Genomic DNA, 15,017 nt, shown 5'->3' with positions numbered 1-15,017 from the left:
GTCTGGGAGGGTGTGAAACCCTCCCAGCCGGGTCCGCGGAGCGCCCCCCGGTCAGCGGCGCTCGGCGATTTCCCGCGCCACGATCCGGGTCAGCCGCCGGTGCATCCGGCTGGTGCGGTGGCGCTGGTGCATCACGGCATAGATCGGCTGGCTGATCGGCAAGGCATCCGCGACCGCGTGAAAGCCGCCGGTGGCCTGCATCCGCGCCGCCGTCTCCTCCAGCACGAATCCCGCCCCGCCCATCGCCGACAAAAGCCCCGCCACCGCCGCATTGGCGCCCGAGGCGAGGGGCGCCGTCGCAAATTCCGGCATCACCTGGCGGTGCGTCTCGTCGAAGGCCGCGGAATAGGCGCCGCGGATGTAGCGCGCCGGGGTCAGATCGGCCCGCGCCGCCCCGTCAGAGCTGATCAGCCGGTAGCGCACCGCGCCGAGGCTTTCGATGTAAAGGTCCGGAAGGGCCTGCGGCGAATAGACCACCGCGAAATCCAGCGCGCCGCGGTCGATGTCACGGCACATCTGGACCGAGTAATCCGGCTCGATGTAAAAGCCGCAATCGGGCAGGGCGCGGCGGAAGTTCGACACCCATTCCCCGATCGTCCCCGCCGCAAGGTCGTTCTGGATGCCGATCCGCAAAACCACCGCCGCCGTGCCCGAGGGCAGGACCGCCCGTTGCGCCTCGGCCCAGGCATGGCGCAGGCCGCGGGCATGGACCTCGAACTTCAGCCCCTCGGTCGACAGATCCGTCCCCGCGCGCGAGCGGGTGAAAAGCCGCGCCCCCACCGAAGCCTCCAGCGCCTGGACCCGGGCCGAGACGGTGGATTGCGTGACATGCAGCCGCTCTGCCGTGCGGTGAAAGCTGCGCGTCTCGATCAGGTCGAGGAATGTGTCAATCAGCTCGATCTGCATCTCTGTCCTGATCGGTTTCTCCGATCAATAGACCGGAATGCCATGAATTGAAAGCCTCGGACCGGGGGGCGATACTGGCCCGCGAAGAGGGAGTGCGACATGGCTGATTTTCCGACACGGGCGCGGGTGGTGATCATCGGGGGCGGGGCGGTCGGCGTCTCCTCGCTTTATCATCTGGCCAAGGCGGGCTGGACGGATTGCGTTCTGCTGGAGAAGAACGAGCTGACGGCGGGTTCGACCTGGCATGCGGCGGGCAATGTGCCGACCTTCTCTTCCTCCTGGTCGATCATGAACATGCAGCGCTATTCGGCGAGCCTCTATCGACGTCTCGGCGAAGAGGTCGATTACCCGATGAACTACCATGTCACCGGCTCGCTGCGGCTGGCGCATGGCGAGGAGCGGATGCAGGAATTCCGCCGCGTCGTCGGCATGGGGCGCTATCAGGGGATGGACCTGGAGCTGCTGACGCCGGACGATATTTCTGCGAAATATCCCTTCCTGGCCTTGCACGATCTGAAGGGCGCTTTGTACGACCCTTACGACGGCGACATCGACCCGGCGCAGCTGACCCAGGCGCTCGCCAAGGGGGCGCGGGCGATGGGGGCGCGGATCGAGCGCTTCTGCCCGGCCACCGGGGCGCGGCGCGAGGGCGAGGATTGGGTGATTTCCACCCCCAAGGGCGAGATCCGCTGCGACTATGTGGTGAACGCGGCGGGCTATTACGCCCGCGAGGTCGCCAAATGGTTCGGCCGCGATCTGCCGATGATGGTGATGAGCCATCAATACATGCTGTTCGACACCATTCCCGAGTTGGAAACTTGGTCGAAGGAGGTCGGCCACAAGCTGCCGCTCTTGCGCGATGTGGACAGCTCCTATTACCTGCGGCAGGAAAAGAACGGCTTCAACCTTGGCCCCTACGAGGGCAATTGCCGGGCGCATTGGGCGACGCCGGACGATCCTTTCCCCGAGGATTTCAGCTTCCAGCTGTTCCCCGACGATCTGGATCGGCTGGAGTGGCACATCGCCGACGCCATGGCCCGGGTGCCCTTGCTGGAGAAGGCCGCGCTCACCAAGGTGATCAACGGCCCGATCCCCTATACGCCCGACGGCAACCCTTTGATCGGCCCGATGCCCGGCGTGCCCAATGCGTTTGAGGCTTGCGTCTTCACCTTCGGCATCTGCCAGGCGGGCGGGGCCGGCAAGGTTCTGGCCGAATGGGTGACCGAGGGCGCCACCGAATGGGACATGTGGTCCTGCGACCCGCGCCGTTTCACCGGGTTTGAGGACCCCGACTATTGCGTGAAGAAGGGGATGGAGGTCTATGGCCACGAATATGCGATCCAGTTCCCGCATCACGTCTGGCCCGAGGGGCGGAACAAGAAGCTGAGCGCCGTCCATGACCGCACCAGCGCCCTCGGCGCGCAGTTTGGCCCCTATAACGGTTGGGAGCGGGCGCTCTGGTATGCGCGTCCCGGCGACGATGTGTCCGAGGCGGCGCAGCAGACCTGGGACCGCAAGGGCCCTTGGTTCGACGCGGTGGCGGCCGAATGTGCGGCGGTGCGCGATGCGGCGGGGATCCTCGACCTGCCGGGGTTCAGCCGCTTCCGGATCACGGGGCCGGGGGTGGTGGACTGGCTGTCGGCTCAGATCACCGGCAAGGTGCCGCCGGTGGGTCGTCTGGGCCTGGCCTATTTCGCCGATGACAAGGGGCGGATCGTCACTGAAATGTCGGTGGCCCGGCTGGGCGAGGAGGAGCTCCTGCTCATCACCGCCGCGACAGCCGAGGCGCATGACCGCGCATGGCTGGTGAAACACCTCGCCCCCGGTCTGACCCTGTCGGAGGGCACCGATCACTGGTCCTGCCAGATCCTGACCGGGCCCAAGTCGCGCGCCATTCTGGAAAAGGTGGCCGAGGCCGATTTGAGCCTGCCCTGGCTCAGCTTTCAGACCGCGCGGATCGCGGGGGCGGAGGTCTACCTCTTCCGCGTCTCCTTTGCCGGGGAACTGGGCTGGGAGATCCATTCCCGGCTCGCCGATACGCCGCAGGTCTGGGATGCGGTGCTGGCGGCGGGGGCGCCCATGGGCTTGAAGCCCTTCGGGATGTTCGCGCTCAATTCCCTGCGGATCGAGAAGGGCTACCGGGCCTGGAAGGGCGATTTGTCGACCGATTACAGCATCTTGCAGGGCGGTCTTGAACGCTTTGTCGACTGGGCCAAACCGGCATTCCGCGGCAAGGCGGCCTTGGAGGCCGAGCGGCAGCGCGGGGTGACCAAGCGCTTCTGCACCCTCCTGATCGAGGCCGGGGACCAGGACCCGCCCTATATGTCGACGATCTGGTCGGGAGGCGAGGTCGTGGGCGAGGTGACCTCGGGCTATTACGGCCACCGGGTCGGGGGCTGCATCGGGCTCGGGATGTTGCGGAGCGGGTTGAATGTGCCGGGGACGAGGGTCGAGGTCGAGATCTTCGGCAGGCTTTACCCGGCGGTGGTGCAGGAGGATGCGCCGCTGTGGGACCCGAAGAACCAGCGCATCCGCGCGTGACAGGCGGCGGAGCGGGGGCCAGCCCCCGCACCCCCGGGATATTTGTGGACCAATGAAAAGGGCAGCGGGATGAGCATTCCGAAAAACGCGCGGGCGGTGGTGATTGGGGGCGGCGTCTCGGGCTGTTCGGTGGCCTATCATCTGGCGAAGATGGGGTGGAGCGATGTCGTTCTTCTGGAGCGTAAGCAGCTGACGTCTGGCACGACCTGGCATGCGGCGGGGTTGATCGGGCAGCTGCGCGGGTCGGCCAACATGACGCGCTTGGCGAAGTATTCGGCGGATCTTTATGTGAAGCTCGCCGCCGAGACCGGGGTCGAGACGGGGATGCGGCAGGTGGGCAGCATCTCGGTCGCCTTGACCGCGGCGCGGCGGGAGGAGCTGTTGCGCCAGGCCACGGTGGCGCGGATTTTCGACGTAGATGTCACCGAGATTTCTGCCAGCGATGTCAAGGCGATGTACCCGCATCTGAATGTGGATGGTGTGGTCGGTGCGGTGCATCTGCCTTTGGATGGGCAATGCGACCCGGCCAATATCGCCATGGCGCTGGCCAAGGGCGCGCGGATGCGCGGGGCGCAGATTTTCGAACATACCAAAGTGACGGCGGTGACCAAGGCCAATGGCCGGGTGACCGGGGTCGATTACATCGGCGCAGATGGCGAACCGGGGCATATCGCCGCCGATGTGGTGGTCAACTGCGGCGGCATGTGGGGCAGGGATCTGGCGGCGCAGTCGGGGGTGACCTTGCCGCTGCACGCCTGCGAGCATTTCTACCTGATCACCGAGCCGGTGCCGGGTCTGGGCCATCTGCCGGTGCTGCGGGTGCCGGACGAATGCGCCTATTACAAGAGCGACGCGGGCAAGATGATGGTCGGCGCCTTCGAGCCCAAGGCCAAGCCCTGGGGCATGGCGGGCATCCGCGAGGATTTCATGTTCGACACCTTGCCGGAGGATTGGGAGCATTTCACGCCCATCCTGGAAATGGCCGCCGAGCGGATGCCTTTGTTCCAGACCGCCGGCATCCACACCTTCTTCAACGGGCCGGAAAGCTTCACCCCCGATGACCGCTATTACCTCGGCGAGGCGCCGGAGCTGGGCGGGTATTGGGTGGCGGCCGGCTATAACTCGGTCGGTATTGCCGGATCGGGCGGGGCGGGCATGGCGCTGGCGCATTGGATCACCGAGGGCGAGGCGCCGTTCGACCTGTGGGAGGTCGATATCCGCCGCGCCCAGCCCTTCCAGAAGAACCGACGATACCTGAAAGAGCGGGTGTCGGAGACGCTTGGCCTGCTCTACGCTGACCATTTCCCCTATCGGCAGATGGCAACCTCACGCGGGGTGCGGCGCTCGCCCCTGCATGAACATCTGAAGGCGCGGGGGGCGGTGTTCGGCGAAGTGGCGGGCTGGGAGCGCGCCAACTGGTTCGCGCGTCCGGGGCAGGAGCGGGAGTATCAGTATTCCTGGCAACGGCAGAACTGGTTCGAGAACCAGAAGGCCGAGCATCTGGCGGTGCGGACCGGGGTCGGCTTCTTCGACATGACCTCGTTCGGCAAGATCCGGGTGGAGGGGCGCGACGCCTGTGCCTTCCTCAACCGGCTCTGCGGCAATGAGATGGATGTGCCGGTCGGGCGGATCGTCTATACCCAGATGCTGAATGTGCGCGGCGGGATCGAGAGCGATCTGACGGTGACGCGGCTGTCCGAGACGGCCTACCTTGCCGTGGTGCCGGGCGCGACCCTGCAGCGCGATCTGGCCTGGATGCGGCGGCATCTGGGCGAGGCTTTCGTCGTCCTCACCGATGTGACGGCGGCGGAATCGGTTCTGTGTGTCATGGGGCCCAAGGCGCGCGAGGTCATGGCCGCCGTCAGCCCCAACGACTTCAGCAATGCAGCGCATCCCTTTGGTACGGCAAGGGAAATCGAGATCGGCATGGGCCTCGCCCGGGCGCATCGGGTGACCTATGTGGGCGAGCTGGGCTGGGAGATCTATGTCAGTTCCGACCAGACGGCGCATGTCTTCGAGGCGCTGGAGGAGACCGGGCTGCTGACGCTGTGCGGGTTGCACACGTTGGATTCGTGCCGGATCGAGAAGGCCTATCGCCACTTCGGCCATGACATCACCGATGAGGACCATGTGCTGGAAGCCGGCCTCGGCTTTGCGGTGCGCACGAAGAAGCCCGATTTCATCGGGCGGGAGGAGGTGCTGCGGAAGGCGGAAGCCGGTCTGAACCGGCGGCTGGTGCAGTTCCGGCTGGAGGACCCCGAACCCCTGTTGTTCCACAACGAGGCGATCGTGCGGGATGGCAGGATCGTGGGGCCGGTGACCTCGGGCAATTACGGCCATTTCCTCGGCGCGGCGGTGGGGCTGGGTTATGTGCCGTGCAAGGGGGAGTCGGAGGCGGAGGTGCTGGGGTCTTCCTACGAGATCGAGGTGGCGGGGGTGCGGCATCGGGCCTTGGCCTCTTTGGTGCCGATGTATGACCCTAAGGCCGAACGGGTGCGGTTGTAGCTGGCACCCGGGGCGCTGCCCCGGACCCTGGGATATTTATGGACCAATGAAATCACTTGCGGGAGGAAGTCATGCGGAGTTCGGAGCGGCACGCGGCGTTTTTTGACCTGCATCAGGCGGGGTGTTTCGTGATCCCCAATCCTTGGGATGTGGGTTCGGCGCGGATGATGGCGGCTTTGGGGGCGCGGGCCCTGGCGACTTCCTCTGCGGCGCATGCCTTCACCCTCGGGCGGGCGGATATGGGGATCAGCCGGGACGAAGCCTTGGCCCATGCCGAGGCGCTGGTCGCCGCCACCGATCTGCCGGTGAGCGGGGATTTCGAGAACGGCTTTGGCGATGCGCCGGAGGTCGTGGCGGAAACCGTGCGGCTGGGGGCAGGGGTCGGGCTTTCCGGCCTGTCGGTGGAGGATATCCAGCCAGTGGCGGGCACCCCGGCCTATGACTTTGACCTTGCGGTGGAGCGGGTCCGTTCCGGGGTGGCGGCAGCGCGGGCGCTGGGGCGGCCCTTCATCTTCTGCGCCCGGGCGGATGGGGTGATGCAGGGGGTCTATGACCTCGCCGAGGGGATCAGGCGCCTGCAGGCCTTCGAGGCGGCGGGGGCGGATCTGCTTTACCTGCCGGTGCCGCCGGGCCGGGCAGAGCTGGCGCAGGTGCTGGCCGCGGTCACGACACCGGTCAATGCGCTGGCGGCGGGGCCTTTGCGGGACCTGCCACTGGCGGAGCTGGCTTCGATGGGGGTGCGACGCATCTCCACCGGCAGCCAGATCGCCCGGGTGGCCCATGCGGCCATCCGGGATTCGGTGAGTGCCATGCTGGACGGCTCGTTCCTGCCGCTGAAGGCTGCGGCATCGGGGGCGGAGATCGACGCGCTTCTGGCAAAGGGCGCGCAACAGGGGTGAGGCCTGCGGGCCCGAGGGAGGATGGACGATGACCGATCTGGGAGAGATCTGCGAACCGGCACGGGCACGGCGGCCGGGGGGGCGTTCGGCACGGGTGGCCCTGCGGGCGGCGCCCCTGGCCGATGACGTGCGCCCGGTGCGCGGCGGCATGGCGGGGGGCACCTACCGGCCCCTGACCGAGGCGGGGATGGCGAAGATCCATGCCTCGGCGCTGGAGGCCTTGGAGGTGATCGGTCTGGCCAATGCGCCCTCTTCGGGGGTGGAAATCCTGACCGGGGCCGGGGCGATCCTGCGCGACGATGGCCGCATCCGCTTTCCCCGCGCCTTGGTGGAGGACATGCTCGCCGTGGCGGGGCGCAACATCACGCTCCACGCCCGCGATCCGCGGCATGATCTGCATCTGTCGGGGACCAATGTGCATTTCGGCACGGCGGGGGCGGCGGTCCATATCGTCGATCCGGTGACCCTGGCCTATCGCGACTCGACCGCGCAGGACCTTTATGACGCGGCGCGGCTGGTGGATAACCTCGACAACATCCACTTCTACCAGCGCACCATGGTCTGCCGCGATGTCCTGGACAACATCGACATGGACCTCAACACGCTTTACGCCTGCCTTGCCGGCACGCGGAAACACGTCGGCACCAGCTTCTTCGAACCGGGCAGCGTGGCCCCGGCCTTCGAGATCCTGCATGCCGTGGCGGGGGGCGAGGACAAATGGCTGGAGCGGCCCTTCGTCAGCAATTCCAACTGCTTCGTCGTGCCGCCGATGAAGTTTGCCGAGGAAAGCTGCCGGGTGATGGAGGACTGCATCCGCCGCGGCATGCCGATGCTTCTGCTGAGCGCGGGGCAGGCGGGCGCGACCGCACCGGCGCCGATCGCCTTGGCCATCGTGCAGGCCATGGCGGAATGCCTCGCCGGGGTGGTCTATGTCAACGCGATCAAGAAGGGCGCCCCGGCGATCTTCGGGACCTGGCCCTTCGTCTCGGACCTGCGGACCGGGGCCATGTCGGGCGGCTCGGCTGAACAGGCCCTGCTGACGGCGGGCTGTGCGCAGATGCACCGGTTCTATGACCTGCCGGGCGGGGCGGCCTCTGGCATCAGCGACTCGAAACTGCCCGACATGCAGGCGGGATGGGAGCAGGGGATCACCAACACGCTCGCGGGCCTTGCCGGCCTCAACATGTGTTACGAGGCGGTGGGGATGCATGCCTCGCTTCTGGGATTCTGCATGGAAAGCCTGATCCTTGGCGATGACCTTCTCGGCCAGGCGATGCGCTGCGTGCGCGGCATCGAGGTGACCGAGGACAGCACCTCGATCGAGGCGATGAAGGAAGTCTGCCTCGGCGGGCCGGGCCATTATCTCGGCTCGGATCAGACGTTGAAGCTGATGCAGACCGAGTATATTTATCCCAATGTCGCCAACAGGATGAGTCCCAAGGAGTGGAACGAGGCTGGCAAGCCGCTCCTGCTCGACCGCGCGATGCAGCGCAAGAATGACATCCTGTCGAAAGCGGGTTGCGTGGTGGATCCCGAGATCGACCGCGCCATCCGGTCCAAGTTCAATATCCACTTCAAGTGAGGCTATCATGAAATACGGCTATATCGGTCTTGGCAATCTAGGCGGCCATCTTGCGGCCAGCCTGATCCGCGCCGGACATGAGGTCGTGGTCTATGACCGCAACCCGGATCTGGCCGTGCGCCATGTCAAACACGGCGCCTATGCGGCGACTTCTCCGGCAGAGCTGGCGGGGCAGGTGGATCACGTCTTCACCTGCCTGCCCTCGCCGGCCGTCTCCGAGGCCGTTCTGGCGCAGATATTGCCGGTGATGAAGCCGGGCTCGACCTGGATCGAGAATTCCACCCTCGGCCGCGACGATGTGCTGCGGCTGGCAGGCCTCGCCCGGATGTCGGAGGTGCGGATGCTGGAGGCGCCGGTGACCGGCGGCGTCCATCTCGCGGCGCGGGGCGAGATCACCGTGCTGGTCGGCGGCGACGCCGATCTCTTCAAGCTGCACCGCCCGGCGCTGGAAGATATCGGCGAGAAGATCTTTCACATGGGGCCGCTCGGCTCTGCCGCCGTGATCAAGGTCATCACCAACATGCTGGCCTTCATCCACCTGGTGGCCGATGGCGAGGCCCTGATGCTGGCCAAGCGCGGCGGGCTGGATCTCAAGACCGCCTATGAAGCGATCAGCGCCTCCTCCGGCACCTCTTTCGTGCATGAGACCGAGGGTCAGCTGATCCTGAACGGCTCCTATGACATCGCCTTCACGATGGATCTGGCACTGAAGGATCTGGGCTTTGCCATGGGCTTCGGCCGCGAATATGGCGTGCCGCTGGATCTGGCGGCGCAGACGCTGCAGACCTTCGTCAAGGGCAAGTCGGTCTATGGCGGCCAGGCGCAATCGACGCAGATCGTGAAACTGCTGGAAGACGCGCTTGGCACCGACCTGCGCGCCCCCGGCTTCCCCGCACGGCTTGAGTAAGCCCGCCTTCTGTGGCTTCATCCAGACGGAAATATCCCACGGGGGGTGCGGGGGGTGTGAAACCCCCCGCCCTTCGCAGCCAGAAAGCCGACCGATGACCCAGACCCCCGACCGCCGCTTCGCCGACATGCTGCACCACCGCGCCGAGCGTCTGGGGCGCGGTGATTCCGTGGCCCCGCCCCTGGTCTCGGCCACGACCTTCCACCTGCCGGGGCTGGAGAATGCCGCCTATAAATACGGCCGCATGGCGATGCCGACCTGGGAAGAGGTCGAGGAGCAGCTCTCGATCCTCGAAGGCGCCTCGGTGGTGGGCTTCCCCTCCGGCATGGCCGCAATCGCCGCCGCCTTGATGTGCACCTTGCAGGCCGGGCAGGAGGTGATCCTGCCCTCGGACGGCTATTACACGACGAGGCTCTTGGCCGAGCGGTTTCTGGAGCCTTTGGGCGTCAGGATCCGTCTGATCGCCACCTCGGAGGTTGATGCGGCGGATTTCTCAGGGGCGGCGGTGGTGTTCCTGGAAACGCCTTCCAACCCCGGGCTCGATTGCTGCGACATTGCGCTTGCGGCGCGCAAGGCCCATGCGGTGGGGGCGCGGCTGATCGTCGACAACACCACGATGACGGCGCTGTTGCAGCGCCCGCTGGACCTGGGGGCCGATCTGGTGGTTGCCGCCGATACCAAGGCGCCGGCGGGGCATTCGGATATTCTTTACGGCCATGTCTCAGGCCGCGATGCCGGGCTGATGGCGCGGGTGGCGGAATGGCGCAAGCTCTCGGGCGCGGTGCCGGGCGCCTTCGAGGCCTGGCTCTTGCACCGGGGCTTGGAGACGCTGGAGGTGCGCCTGGCGCGGATGTGCGCCAGTGCGCAAGTGATCGCCGAACGGCTGGCCGCGCATCCCCGCGTCAAGGCTTTGCGCTATCCCGGCCTGCCGACTGATCCCTCGCATGGCCTTGCCAGGCGGCAGATGGCGGGATTTGGCTTCCTTCTGACCTTCGAGCTGGAAGATGAGGAAAAGGCGGAAGATTTCCTGAGCAGATGTGCCTATGTCACGCAAACCACCTCCTTCGGCGGCACGCATTCGGCGGGGGAGCGGCGGGCGCGCTGGGGCGATGCGGTGGCGCCGGGTTTCATCCGCTTCTCGGTTGGAATCGAGCCGGTGGAGCCGCTTTGGGATACGATCGAACGGGCGCTTGCGGCGCGCTCACCGGGCTGACGAACAGATTTTCTGCGAAAATCTTGCCCCACAAATCTTCTGCGAAGATTTGTCCTCCGATTTTTCGCCGAAAAATCGGGAGAAAAGTTTTCGCAGAAAACTTTTTGTCCCGCGATCGGCCAAAAGTCGCGCCTATTTTCCGGCGCAGGGCCCTGGCGCGCCATCCCGGCTCTGGACCTTTTCGCCCTGTTCCGGCATAGGAAGGGGGAACAATCGGAGGCTCGCCCATGTACTTCCTCAAGCGCATGCTGACCTGGTGGAACAGCCAGACCCTCGGCACCCAGCTTTTCACGGCCCGTCGCGGGCAAAAGGTGGGCGAGGATGCGCAGGGCAATGTCTATTACCAGACCGCCGACAGCAAGAAGCGCTGGGTGATCTACAATGGCGAGATGGAAGCCTCGCGCGTGGCGCCCGACTGGCATGGCTGGCTGCATTTCACCTGGGATCAGCCGCCGACCAAGGCTCCTCTGGTGCACAAGCCCTGGGAAGAGGGCCATCTGGAAAACCTGACCGGCACCGCCGCCGCCTATGCGCCGCCGGGGTCGATCCGTTTCGTCAAGCCGGCGGCGCGGGCGGATTACGAAGCCTGGTCGCCGGAATGACATTGGCGGAACAGGCCTGAGGAAAGCGCATGTCGGACAACAAGCTTGAGATTCTGACCGGGGCGCTGGTCGTCGCGGCCGCGGTGGGCTTTGCGGCCTATGTCGGTCAGGGCGCGGGGATCGGCGCCGGCGGGGACACCTATCCTTTGCGCGCCTCGTTCCGCTCGCTGGAAGGGGTGGCGCTCGGCTCGGATGTGAAGCTTGCGGGCGTCAAGGTCGGCACGATCACCGGGCTGAAGCTCAACCCCACGACCTATATGGCCGATGCGGTGATCTCGATCGACAAGGCGATCCAGCTGCCGACCGACAGCGCGATCCTGATCTCTTCCGAAGGGCTCCTGGGCGGCAATTATGTCGAGATCCAGCCCGGTGGCATGCCCGACAACCTCGCCCCCGGCGACGAGATCGAGGATACTCAGGGCGCGGTCTCGCTGGTCTCGCTTCTGATGAAATTCGTCGGCGGTGGCGCCAAGGCCGATGCGGCCAGCAAGACCGATGCGGCCAAGACCGACGCTGCGGCGCCGAGCGATCCTGCCGCCACAACGCCGCCGGCGCCGTGATGCAGAACCTGACCGCGCGTCTTCTGGGGGGCAGCTCCCTCGCGCTGGCGCTGATGGCGACGGCTGTCCCGGCGCAGACGGCGGATGCGGTGGTGGCCCCAGGTGGCGTGGTGCGGGTGCTGGACCGGATGAGCGGCAGCGTCACCGATTACGATCTGGCGCCGGGTCAGGTGCAGGCCGAGGGGCGGCTTTCGGTCCGTCTGGATGAATGCCGCTATCCGGCCGACAACCCGACCGCCGATGCTTTCGCCCATCTGACCATCATGGACGAAGGCCAGGTCGATCCGGTCTTCAAGGGCTGGATGATCGCCTCGAGCCCGGCTTTGTCCTCGCTTGACCATCCGCGCTATGATGTCTGGGTGCTGCACTGCGATGTGCCGGCCTCGGCCCTGCCGCCTCAGGATGCGACGCCCGATCCGGCCCCGGATGCCGCGCCAGATGGCACGAACCCGGACAGCACGAATCCCGACGACGGTTCCAACGGATAGGTTTCCGGCGCGAAGGCGGCCTTGCGGCTGGTCGCGAGGGCGAGGCGCTTGCGATAGGTGCTGCGCGGCATTTCCTCGGCGCCAAGGCTGGCCAGATGCGGGGTCAGGAATTGCACATCGAAGAGCGTGAAGCCGCCGGCGCGGAGCCGGTGGATCAGGTAGGTCAGCGCGATTTTCGAGCCATTGGTCGCGCGCGAGAACATGCTTTCGCCGAAGAAGGCCCCGCCCAACACAACGCCGTAGACCCCGCCGATCAGCTTTTCACCCTGCCAGACTTCGAGACTATGGGCATGGCCCGCCTGATGGAGCGCATGGTAGGCGGCAAAGATCTCTGCATTGATCCAGGTCTCGGGTCGGTCGGCGCAGGCGCGCACCACGCCGGCAAAGTCGCGGTCCACGGTGACGCGGGGCTGGCTGCGGCGGATTTGGCGGGCGAGGCTTTGCGAGACGTGGAAGCCGTCGAGCGGGAAATGCGCCCGAAGGAGCGGGTCGATCCAGTGGATCTCGGTCGTGGTCCGGCCCTCGGCCATCGGAAAGACGCCGCTGGCATAGGCGTGCAGCAGAAGCTCGGGCGTCAGGGGCGTATGGTCGGTCACCGGCAGGTCCTTGGCGGGCCGGCGCGGAAAATCGGCGGCCCTTCGGGGCAGCTTAGCGCAAGGGGGGCGCGGTTGGAACGGGGGGCAGTGCAAGGGGGATCGGAGGGGCCAGCCCCTCCGAACCACCCTGCCGGAGGGGCAGCGCCCCTCCGGACCGCCCCGCCAGGCGGGCTTTAGAAGGCGGCGGTGCTTTCGGCCTGTGCGGCGTTGCGGACCTTGCGGCCTGCGATGTCCAGCCCTTCGGCGGTAAGCAGCTTGTCGGGGTAATGCGTCTTGCTGGTCCATTTCGCATTGCCATCCGGGCGGGTCAGCAGCACCCGCACATAGGGCACCATCGCGATCAAGCCGTCCTTCATCAGATATTCGACGCCAAGTTCGTCGAGCATCTTGGCCTCGTTGATCTCGCCCTTCTCGAAGCGGGTGAGGATCTTGTTGGCCTCGTCAAGCGCCATGGTCGCGACTTCCTTGCGGGTCAGGCTATAGCCCCAGCCCTTGTAGGGCTTGCCATATTTGCTTGGCGGGCCGAGGTAGACCATGACCGAGGTCAGCGGCTTCCAGGTGTTCTTGCTCTTGGAATAGACCTCGGCCCAGCCCTTGCCGTTCATCAGCTTCACGGCCGTGTCCACGGCGAGCTTTTCCAGCACTGGCGTCGCGAAGATCGAGGTCGAGCCATCGGCGGGGATGCTGGTGTTGCGCCCGACCTCCTCGACGATCTTCTTTTGCACCGGGGTGCGCGACTTGACCTTGCGCTTGCCGCCCACCACCTCCCATTCGATCGTGGCGCCGTTCCATTCCTTCATATGGGTGGTCACCCCGGCCTCACGCTCGCCCTCGCCATCCGGGGCGATGCCGCCGGTGGCCGAGCGGCGGGCCTGACGGTCCACCCCGGTCTGCGCGCCATGCCGGGCCGAGCCATGCGACTCGCCCTCGGCATTGCGGCGCAACTCGCCGCCCTTGCCCTTTTCACCCTCGCGCCAGACCGTCGCCTCGGCCATCTCGCCGATGGTTTTCTTCAGCTGGTCCTGGATGTCCTTGAAGGGCAGGTCGGGCACGGTGCGTTTCAACCCGTCGAGCCGGTTCTGCAGATTGGCAAAGCGGGCGGAGACGTCCTGGGTGTCCTTGTTCTTGGTCTTTTCCAGCTCCTGCACCAGGGGCGCGATTTCCTTGGCGCGGTCGGTGGCGGCGGTCTGCTGGGTGGTCAGCGCCTCCTTGAGGGTGACCAGACGTTCCGACATGGCTTTCGCCTTCTTCGCCGGCGGGCGGTTCGGTCCGTTCAGGGTGGTGTTCAGCTCCTTGATCTGCTTGGCGGTTTCGGTGACCTGCTTTTCCAGCTTGGCCACTTCATCCGTCAGCTTCTTGATCGCCTTGTCGGATTCCTCGATCTTGGCGTCGAGCACCTTCTTCTCGCCGTCGAGGGTGGTTTTGGTCGAGGCGGCGGTGGCCTTGACCTCGGTGTCCAGCTTCTTGGTCAGGGCGCGAAACTTGGCTTCGGTCTCGGCGGCGGTGGTCTTGGGGGCGGCCTTGACGATCTTGTCCATCTCGCCGCGCAGCGACGAGCGTTCGTTGTCGGGCAGGCCGGCTGCGACCTCCTTGATGGCCTTGGCGAAGGTTTCGGCCAGACCTTCGGCAAATTCGGGCAGGAACTTTTCGACGGCGAGTTTGACCTTGGCCAGCGCCTGGCGGGCGGCGGGGATATTGCCATCCTCGGCGGAGGACAGCGCAAATTCCCAGACCGCGCGCTGCGCGCCGGCATCCTTCATCCGCGACACCGAACCATCGAAGAGCGGCGAGAGGTCGGCCAGCTCCTTCTGCCATTTGGCGGTGTCGGGATGCGGCGCGTCGCCCCCGGCCTCGGGCTTGTCGTCATCGCCGTCGCCGAGCTTGACGGTCAGCGACAGGCCGTGGCCTTTCAGGAAGCTCTGCACCCGCTTGGCCATTTCGGAGGGCGGCTTGACCTCGCAGGTCAGGGTCAGCTTGCCCGAGGCGGAACTGGCGCTGCCAAAGCAGATCTGGGTGCCCCCGGCAGCCTTCTTGGCGATGGCGGCGAGGGATTTGCCCTCCTTGATCTTGTTGAGCTTGATCACCGTGTCTTCGGTGGCCTTGCCGAAACAGAGGCCGAAATTCACCGGGGATTTCTTGGCAGCATCCAGCAGGGTCTTGAGTTCCTTGACCTCGGCGTCGTCCATCGGCATGGCTGTGATCCTCCTCAACAAGCGTG

The 15,017-nt window shown here is 66.0% G+C and carries 12 protein-coding genes; 9 read left to right on the top strand and 3 right to left on the bottom strand.

Annotated elements, in window-relative coordinates:
• Window positions 1-51: 51 nt before the first annotated feature.
• Window positions 52-906 carry a LysR family transcriptional regulator gene (locus AC1DZT_RS03065; RefSeq protein WP_478005131.1) on the bottom strand — a complete coding sequence of 285 codons (855 nt, stop codon included), beginning with the start codon at window positions 904-906 and terminating at the stop codon, window positions 52-54.
• 99 nt (window positions 907-1,005) lie between these two features.
• Here AC1DZT_RS03065 and AC1DZT_RS03060 point away from each other — a divergent pair, with 99 nt between their 5' ends.
• From AC1DZT_RS03060 to AC1DZT_RS03020, 9 genes are all read left to right on the top strand, one after another.
• Window positions 1,006-3,447 carry a GcvT family protein gene (locus AC1DZT_RS03060; RefSeq protein ID WP_478005130.1) on the top strand — a complete coding sequence of 814 codons (2,442 nt, stop codon included), beginning with the start codon at window positions 1,006-1,008 and terminating at the stop codon, window positions 3,445-3,447.
• A 69-nt stretch (window positions 3,448-3,516) separates the two neighbouring features.
• On the top strand, window positions 3,517-5,952 hold the full coding sequence (locus tag AC1DZT_RS03055; protein WP_478005129.1) for a GcvT family protein: 2,436 nt from the start codon (window positions 3,517-3,519) through the stop codon (window positions 5,950-5,952).
• Between the two features lie 71 nt (window positions 5,953-6,023).
• Window positions 6,024-6,851: an isocitrate lyase/PEP mutase family protein gene (locus tag AC1DZT_RS03050; RefSeq protein ID WP_478005128.1), complete on the top strand. Its 828-nt coding sequence runs from the start codon at window positions 6,024-6,026 to the stop codon at window positions 6,849-6,851.
• Window positions 6,852-6,879: 28 nt separating this feature from the next.
• The gene (locus AC1DZT_RS03045; RefSeq protein ID WP_478005127.1) at window positions 6,880-8,433 is read left to right on the top strand and encodes a trimethylamine methyltransferase family protein; all 1,554 of its coding nucleotides are present in this window, start codon (window positions 6,880-6,882) and stop codon (window positions 8,431-8,433) included.
• Window positions 8,434-8,440: 7 nt separating this feature from the next.
• Complete coding sequence (locus AC1DZT_RS03040) at window positions 8,441-9,340, top strand: NAD(P)-dependent oxidoreductase (RefSeq protein ID WP_478005126.1); 900 nt, start codon at window positions 8,441-8,443, stop codon at window positions 9,338-9,340.
• A 94-nt stretch (window positions 9,341-9,434) separates the two neighbouring features.
• A complete protein-coding gene (locus AC1DZT_RS03035) occupies window positions 9,435-10,553 on the top strand; it encodes a cystathionine gamma-lyase (protein ID WP_478005125.1) in 1,119 nt (372 codons plus the stop codon).
• A 227-nt stretch (window positions 10,554-10,780) separates the two neighbouring features.
• A complete protein-coding gene (locus AC1DZT_RS03030) occupies window positions 10,781-11,155 on the top strand; it encodes an NADH:ubiquinone oxidoreductase subunit NDUFA12 (protein ID WP_478005124.1) in 375 nt (124 codons plus the stop codon).
• 29 nt (window positions 11,156-11,184) lie between these two features.
• Window positions 11,185-11,715: an outer membrane lipid asymmetry maintenance protein MlaD gene (gene mlaD, locus AC1DZT_RS03025; protein WP_478005123.1), complete on the top strand. Its 531-nt coding sequence runs from the start codon at window positions 11,185-11,187 to the stop codon at window positions 11,713-11,715.
• Entirely contained in the window at window positions 11,715-12,203 is a 489-nt protein-coding gene (locus AC1DZT_RS03020) for a DUF2155 domain-containing protein (RefSeq protein ID WP_478005122.1), read from the top strand. The genes mlaD and AC1DZT_RS03020 overlap by 1 nt, the downstream gene beginning before the upstream one ends.
• Here the strand turns inward: AC1DZT_RS03020 and aat are convergent.
• Together aat and AC1DZT_RS03010 are read right to left on the bottom strand one after the other, a co-directional pair.
• The gene (gene aat, locus AC1DZT_RS03015) at window positions 12,113-12,799 is read right to left on the bottom strand and encodes a leucyl/phenylalanyl-tRNA--protein transferase (protein ID WP_478005121.1); all 687 of its coding nucleotides are present in this window, start codon (window positions 12,797-12,799) and stop codon (window positions 12,113-12,115) included. The two genes, AC1DZT_RS03020 and aat, sit on opposite strands and share 91 nt — an antisense overlap.
• Before the next feature lie 173 nt (window positions 12,800-12,972).
• A complete protein-coding gene (locus tag AC1DZT_RS03010; RefSeq protein ID WP_478005120.1) occupies window positions 12,973-14,991 on the bottom strand; it encodes a hypothetical protein in 2,019 nt (672 codons plus the stop codon).
• Window positions 14,992-15,017 lie beyond the last annotated feature (26 nt).

Source organism: Rhodobacter sp. P1_C2 (genome assembly GCF_056406375.1).
This window is presented reverse-complemented; position numbering and strand designations above follow the sequence as displayed.

What these genes read in the sequence shown, in the direction of transcription:
- AC1DZT_RS03040 (WP_478005126.1), top strand. Translation starts at nt 8,441, where the DNA reads ATGAAATACGGCTATATCGGTCTTGGCAATCTAGGCGGCCATCTTGCG.
- mlaD (WP_478005123.1), top strand. Translation starts at nt 11,185, where the DNA reads ATGTCGGACAACAAGCTTGAGATTCTGACCGGGGCGCTGGTCGTCGCG.
- AC1DZT_RS03020 (WP_478005122.1), top strand. Translation starts at nt 11,715, where the DNA reads ATGCAGAACCTGACCGCGCGTCTTCTGGGGGGCAGCTCCCTCGCGCTG.
- AC1DZT_RS03045 (WP_478005127.1), top strand. Translation starts at nt 6,880, where the DNA reads ATGACCGATCTGGGAGAGATCTGCGAACCGGCACGGGCACGGCGGCCG.
- AC1DZT_RS03060 (WP_478005130.1), top strand. Translation starts at nt 1,006, where the DNA reads ATGGCTGATTTTCCGACACGGGCGCGGGTGGTGATCATCGGGGGCGGG.
- AC1DZT_RS03065 (WP_478005131.1), bottom strand. Translation starts at nt 906, where the DNA reads ATGCAGATCGAGCTGATTGACACATTCCTCGACCTGATCGAGACGCGC.
- AC1DZT_RS03050 (WP_478005128.1), top strand. Translation starts at nt 6,024, where the DNA reads ATGCGGAGTTCGGAGCGGCACGCGGCGTTTTTTGACCTGCATCAGGCG.
- AC1DZT_RS03035 (WP_478005125.1), top strand. Translation starts at nt 9,435, where the DNA reads ATGACCCAGACCCCCGACCGCCGCTTCGCCGACATGCTGCACCACCGC.
- AC1DZT_RS03055 (WP_478005129.1), top strand. Translation starts at nt 3,517, where the DNA reads ATGAGCATTCCGAAAAACGCGCGGGCGGTGGTGATTGGGGGCGGCGTC.
- AC1DZT_RS03010 (WP_478005120.1), bottom strand. Translation starts at nt 14,991, where the DNA reads ATGCCGATGGACGACGCCGAGGTCAAGGAACTCAAGACCCTGCTGGAT.
- AC1DZT_RS03030 (WP_478005124.1), top strand. Translation starts at nt 10,781, where the DNA reads ATGTACTTCCTCAAGCGCATGCTGACCTGGTGGAACAGCCAGACCCTC.